Source organism: Frankia sp. CgKIO3 (assembly GCF_977946435.1).
In genome coordinates, this window is the sequence record NZ_CDWTMO010000079.1 from 12,588 (window position 1) to 18,812 (window position 6,225).

The 6,225-nt window shown below is 68.4% G+C and carries 4 protein-coding genes and 2 tRNA genes; 3 read left to right on the forward strand and 3 right to left on the reverse strand.

Annotation, left to right across the window (positions count from 1 at the left end):
• Positions 1-255 precede the first annotated feature (255 nt).
• Both AC08OJ_RS10930 and AC08OJ_RS10935 read right to left on the reverse strand, forming a co-directional pair.
• Positions 256-2,148 carry a class I SAM-dependent methyltransferase gene (locus AC08OJ_RS10930; protein WP_476595669.1) on the reverse strand — a complete coding sequence of 631 codons (1,893 nt, stop codon included), beginning with the start codon at positions 2,146-2,148 and terminating at the stop codon, positions 256-258.
• A 389-nt stretch (positions 2,149-2,537) separates the two neighbouring features.
• Positions 2,538-3,002 carry a hypothetical protein gene (locus AC08OJ_RS10935; RefSeq protein ID WP_476595670.1) on the reverse strand — a complete coding sequence of 155 codons (465 nt, stop codon included), beginning with the start codon at positions 3,000-3,002 and terminating at the stop codon, positions 2,538-2,540.
• 33 nt (positions 3,003-3,035) lie between these two features.
• Between AC08OJ_RS10935 and AC08OJ_RS10940 the strand changes: the two genes are divergently transcribed.
• Positions 3,036-4,160, forward strand: coding sequence for an acyl-CoA dehydrogenase family protein (locus AC08OJ_RS10940; RefSeq protein ID WP_476592689.1), 1,125 nt, complete (start codon positions 3,036-3,038; stop codon positions 4,158-4,160).
• A gap of 121 nt (positions 4,161-4,281) precedes the next feature.
• Here the strand turns inward: AC08OJ_RS10940 and AC08OJ_RS10945 are convergent.
• A tRNA-Gly gene (locus AC08OJ_RS10945) sits at positions 4,282-4,355 on the reverse strand.
• 47 nt (positions 4,356-4,402) lie between these two features.
• Between AC08OJ_RS10945 and AC08OJ_RS10950 the strand changes: the two genes are divergently transcribed.
• Together AC08OJ_RS10950 and tig are read left to right on the forward strand one after the other, a co-directional pair.
• A tRNA-Pro gene (locus AC08OJ_RS10950) sits at positions 4,403-4,475 on the forward strand.
• Between the two features lie 58 nt (positions 4,476-4,533).
• Positions 4,534-5,979 (forward strand): trigger factor, encoded by a 1,446-nt coding sequence (gene tig / locus AC08OJ_RS10955; protein WP_476595671.1) that lies wholly within the window; start codon positions 4,534-4,536, stop codon positions 5,977-5,979.
• The last annotated feature ends 246 nt before the right edge of the window (positions 5,980-6,225 follow it).

Here is a 6,225-nt window from a genome sequence, read left to right on the forward strand (position 1 = left end):
CTGGGGCTGGGACTTGGACTGGGCCTGAGCTGACGAGAGAACCTGGACGGAGCGCCACTGAAATACGGCGAACCGCTAGGAGAAACGTGTAGCGGCGTTGGCGAGGGTGTCCGGAACGGATTCCGATCGGCAATGCCCGCCCGGGTTCTTTGGCCGGCACGGTGCCGGACACCATGGTTCCGTGGTGTCCGGCACTCACGGTTCATGGCCATTCATGGCCATCACGCTCGGGTGGTGGGAATATGGCGCTCCGGTTCACATCCGACGGGCGAGGATGCGGTAGGCGTTCGACCGGCTGCCGGCGGTCAGATAAGGCCGGCTCATCGCGTCCAGGGCCAGGCCTGCTACGAATGCGGGGACCATGGCGGCCGCGGTCAGCGCCCGGATCCTCCGCGGGCGTCCTGGATCCTCCTCGGTGCGCCACGCTGAGGACGGTGACGGCGCGACGGTCTGGAGCAGCCCATACAGGGCCATCACCGGGTCCCCCTGCTGATGGACATCACCGAACCGGATCTTCTGGACCGCGAAGCCACGTTCGTTCAGGGCAGCTGCCAAATTGGCCGCCGGCATAAGGTGCTGATGTTGCGGAATCAGCCATCCCGGCCACAGTTGGCGGTACATACGGGCCGCGGGGCTCTCCGGATTCGGTACCTCGATCAGCAGATGGCGGCCCGGGGCCAGCGCGAGTGCGGCGGCATCCAGCTCGGCCAGCGGATCCCGGGTGTGTTCGAGGTAGTGGAACATGCTGATGACGTCGTACTGGTCGGCCAGATCGGCGGCGATATCGGGAAATAATCCGCGGTAGGCCCGATCTACCCAGCGTCGGCGTTCCGCCTCCTCGATGCTCGCCCTGATGTCGAGTGCGTCGAACGAGGTCGTCGGCCAGACCGTTCTCGCCACGTTACAGAAATGTCCATGGCCACCTCCCACGTCCAACCAGCGACGGGGCGTCGGTATCGACAGGCTGGCCCGGTGGAGATAGGGTCCCGGGCTGAACCCGAAGACCTCCTCGATCATGGCGGCGCCGAGTCCGTCGTAGAAGTCCCGGTAGTAGAAGTCCAGACCTTCGAAGGAGAGCCGGGGATTCTGGAAGACGTGGCCGCAGTCGCCGCACTGGTCGTAGCGGAACCGGCCGGGCTTGCCCTGGGAGACGTCGCGGCCGTTCATGCGCACGGAGAGGTCGTTTCCGCCGCACCACGGGCAGGTCGTGCGAGGCGGCTCGAGGAACCGGTCAAGACCGTTGGCGAGATCCCGCCGGTACTGGGATCTCCTCTTGGTGATCTCCGTGGGGGTGGGCCTGCCCGCCGTTCTGATCGGCCGTGGAGCCCGCGGGCACGTCGCCGGATCCGGGCCGATGGTCGGTGCGCCGAGAAGCTCACGGGTTCGGCTCGGCATCCCCACCAGTTGGAGGAGGGCACCGCGTCGCCGCGTCAGCATGCTGCGCCGCAGCGTCCCGGGCGTCACCCGTAGCCGGCTACCGCCCACGGCGACCGGCTGCAGCCAGGACATCGTCACCGCCGTGAGTGCCGCGAGCGGGTTGCTGGTAGCCCCGAGCAGGATGGCGGCGTCCCGCAGCGCGGGCAGGACCCGCCTGGCGGGCCCCCATGCATAGGCGGCGCGGTGCACGGACAGCCGGGTGCGACCGTCGTCCGGCTCGGCACCGACCAGGCCGGGCAGCACGGCGAGGTCGGTGGAGGCGGCAGCGTGCCGTTTGCACGTCTCGAGCACGGCCACGAGCTCGGCCTCGGTGAGATCGGTGCTGTCCGCGGTGGTGAGGCCGGTGCGGGCTAGCACCTCTGCATTGACGAGCACCGCCTGGAAGGCCCCGCGACCGCGGGCCAGCCGGGCTGACCGGTAGGTGGACGGGTCGACCATCCGCGCCAGGTCGAGGATCCGGTGCGCCGACATCTCGGCTGGGACCAGGTCGAGGACCTCGTAGCCGTGCCGACGCGCGTAGGTGTCGGCTGCGCGGCGATGCTCGGGGCCGAGACGCACTCCGGAGGCGAGGAGGAGGATGTACGACGGATGCTGCGCGTGAGGGTCGTCCGAGCCGGGCTCGCCTCCCGGATGCCCATGGTCCACCGATTCGATGACGTCGATGGCACCTACCCGGCCGCGCAGCCGGATGCCGTTAAGGCCGATCCCCACACACGCGGCTACCGGGAGCCAGCCACGACGCCTCACTATCGGCCTCCTCTGAATATTTGATCCGCATCCGGTCCGCAGTCGGGAAGCCCCCGCAAAATACCTCTTGCATCCGAATTGCAGCCGAAGCTTCACCGACCGCTCCACGCCGCGCGGCTGAACCGGGTGGCCAGGCTGAACCGGGCCGGAACACGCCGCCGGGTTCGGCCGCACCCGCCGCGGCACGGGAGAACGTCACCGCAGGCACGCCGGAGCTCTGCGTCAGGGGCGCGGGACCGGTCTGATTTTGATCGTCGGCTCTGGCGGTGGCCCGGCGGTGGGCGCGTCCTGGGCGAGGTGGTTCCAGAACTACTCGACCACGGGTTGCCGCAGGCGAGGGCCGAGTTCGCGGATCAGGATGCCCAGCGCCTGGGTGTGCTCTGGATCGGGCTTGGTGGAAATGCCGGCGGCACGTAGGTCGCGGACCTAGCTGAGAGTGAGGTCGGCGAGCAGGGAGTGAGGTCGGCAAGCAGGATGATCATCTTGGTGTTGTCGTGTTCCGGGTCGATCAGCGCGCGGCGCAGGTAGCGCAGCTGGGCGGGGTGCTCGGCGTACATGCGGGCGACGGCGGGGTCGTGGGCTCTGCCGATCTCGGCCGCGCTGCCTTGCGCGGGGACGCCGAGCACCGCTGACCATTTGCAAAGCCTGCCGTACCGTCGGACAGCATGGGCATCGGAGAAGCCGTCATCGTCAACACCGCGGCGACCGCGGCCTTTGACGGGCAGATCGGGTAGGTCGGCCAGGTCGGCCCCGACACCGAAACCCTTGCCACCGCGACGAAGATCGCCGAATGGATCGCCGGCAACTTCACCGGCCACTGAGGACAGACTATGACCTACCGATCATCGTGGATGACCGAGGAGCTCGACCAGCTCCAAAACCTTACCCGCACCTTCCTGGCCAAGAAATCCGAACCCAACCACGAGCGGTGGACCGAACAGCACGCGGTCGACCGCGAGTTCTGGAACAAGGCCGGCGAGATCGGCCTGCTGTGCATCAGCTGCCCCATCGAGTACGGCGGCGGTGGCGGCACGTTCGCGCACGAGGCCGTGGTGTTGCGCGAGCAGGGCTACATTGCCGACGACTGCTGGGCCTACCTGGTGCACAGCCCGATCGTCGCGCGCTATATCAACGCCTACGGCGGCCACGAGCAGAAGCAGCGCTGGCTGCCCAGACTGGCGTCCGGTGTGTTCGTCGGCGCGATCGCGATGACCGAACCGGGCACCGGTAGCGACCTGCAGGCCGTGCGCACCACCGCCCGGCGCGAGGGTGACCATTACGTGATCAACGGTGCGAAGACGTTCATCACCAACGGTACCCACTGTGACCTGCTCATCATCGTGGCCCGCACCGGCAACGCGCCCGGCGGCAGAGGGCTGTCGCTGATCGTGGCGGAAACCCAAGGGCTGCAAGGGTTCGAACGCGGCCGGGTGCTGCAGAAGATCGGCGCGATGGGCACCGACACCCGCGAGCTGGCTTTCACCGACATGCGGGTGCCGGCGGCCAACCTGCTCGGTCCGGCCGAGGGCCAAGGCTTTATGCAGCTGGTACAGCAACTGCCGCAGGAACGGCTGTCCATCGCGGTGAATGCCGCGGCTGCCGCCGAACACGCCGTCGACCTGGCCATCGCCTACGCCAAGGAGCGCACGGCGTTCGGCAAACCCCTGCTGGAATTCCAGAACACCCGGTTCGTGCTCGCCGAGTGCCGTACCGAAGCGCTGGCGCTGCGCACCTTCATCGACCACTGCATCACCGAGCATGTGGCTGGCCGGCTCGACGGCGCAACCGCGTCCATGGCCAAATACCTGGCCACCGACAAGCAGTGCGAGATCGTCGACCGCTGCCTACAGATCTTCGGCGGCTACGGCTACATGACTGAGTACCCCATCGCCCGCATGTACGCCGCAGCCCGCGTCCAGAGGATCTACGGCGGCACCAACGAAATCATGAAGGAGCTCATCGCCCGCTCCCTCTGACCGGCAAGAGACCAACCACGCCCGGAGCAGGATCCACCTAGCATGCGGGGGGCTCGGCCATTCCGGTAGGCCTGGCGGAACGACGAGTGTCCGCCCCCGCACGGACACAACCCACCCAGAGTGGAGCGGGTGACCGGGATCGAACCGGCATGGCCAGCTTGGAAGGCTGGGGCTCTGCCATTGAGCTACACCCGCGAGGTGATCGATGCGAGCTTACCCCGTAGAATGAGCAGGCAACGCCTCGGGGCGTAGCGTAGTGGCTAGCGCGCCTGCTTTGGGTGCAGGAGATCGGGAGTTCGAGTCTCCCCGCCCCGACCGATAGCCTCGGCGTGTCACCCCCCTGTCCAACGTCGTACCAGGAGACCGTCGCGCCGTGAAGGCCACCAAGGAGACCCTCAGCCCGACCCGGGTCAAGCTCACTGTCGAGGTGCCCTTCGACGAGCTCAAGCCCTCGCTCGAGGCCACATATCGCAAGCTTGCCCGCCAGGTCCGGGTCTCGGGCTTCCGGCCGGGCAAGGTCCCGCCGCGCATCCTGGACCAGCGGCTGGGCCGGGATGTCATCCTGGACGAAGCCGTCCAGGAGGCGCTGCCGCAGCTCTACTCCGAGGCCGTGCAGGCCGAGGAAGTCGACGTGCTGTCCCGGCCCGAGGTGGACATCACCGAGTTCGCCGACGGCGGCCAGCTCGTCTTCACCGCCGAGGTGGACGTCCGGCCCGAGGTGACCCTGCCGGAGTTCTCGGAGCTTGAGGTCATCGTTGACGCCGTCGAGGTCACCGACGAGCAGGTCGAGGAGCAGGTCGGCGCGCTGCGTGATCGTTTCGCGGTGCTCACGCCGGTGGAGCGGGTCGTGCAGGCGGGTGACTACGTCTCGCTCGACCTGTCCGCCGAGGCAGACGGCACGCCGATCGAGGATGCCGAGGCGACCGGGCTGTCCTACGAGGTCGGCAGTGGCAACCTGGTCGAGGGTCTCGACGACGCGATCATCGGCGCCACGGACGGCGAGACTCGTACCTTCACCACGGAGCTGCTCTCCGGCGAGCAGGCCGGTCAGCCCGCCCAGGTGACGGCGACGGTCCGCGGGGTCAAGGAGAAGGAGCTCCCGGCCCTGGACGACGACTTCGCGACCACCGTCAGCGAGTTCGACACCCTCGACGAGCTGCGCGCGGACATCCGGGCGCGCCTGGAGCAGTCGCGCCGCACCGAACAGGTCGGCCAAGCCCGGGAGAAGTTGCTGGAAAGCCTCCTGGAGCGGGTGGAGGTGCCGGTGCCCGGCTCGCTGCTCGTCGGCGAGATCGAGGCCCGTGAGCACCGCCTCTCCCGCGAGCTGGAGTACATCGGCACGGACCGCACGTCCTACCTGGAGACCCTCGGCCAGACCGAGGAGGAGTTCGACGCGGAGGTCCGCGAGTCCGCCGGCAAGGCCATCCGCTCCCAGTTCATCCTGGACGCGGTGATCGATGCCGAGTCGATTGGGATCGACCAGGGCGAGCTGATGGAGCAGATCATCCTGCGTGCCCAGCGCTCCGGGGTGCAGCCGGACGTCTACGCGCAGCAGCTTGCGCAGGGCGAGGGTCTGACGGCCCTGATGGCCGATGTCCTGCGGACCAAGGCGCTCTTCCTGTTGCTGGAGAACGCCAAAGTCGTCGACAGTGCGGGGACCTCCGTCGAGCTCGCTCTGCCGGCCCGTCCGCAGCCGGGCGCCGACGCGGACGCGGATCATGACCACGACGTCACCGTCGCGGCGGAGGCAGTCGCCCCCGGGGACGCCACGGTTGAGCCGGTTGAGCCAGTTGAGGCAAAGACCGACGGCAACGGCTGATCGGCGCCTCGCCGCTGGCGCGGTCGAGTTCCTCCCGAAGCAACCATCGGGTCATAACAGGCGCATCGTGGGGGTTGGTCACCGTTCCCACCCGGAACCGTGGCCAGCCCCCGCTTTTCGTCTCACCATCGCCGCCTTCCGTGACCGGACGGCGCCGCGCCGAACCAGCCCGCGCCCGGCTGGCCATGAGCGCCCAGCGGCCCCGGGCCGGCCGGACTGGCCCGTCCTCACGCCCAGCGCGAACAT

Excerpts from the sequence above, each read along its gene's own strand:
- AC08OJ_RS10940 (WP_476592689.1), top strand. The coding sequence starts at position 3,036 with ATGACCGAGGAGCTCGACCAGCTCCAAAACCTTACCCGCACCTTCCTG.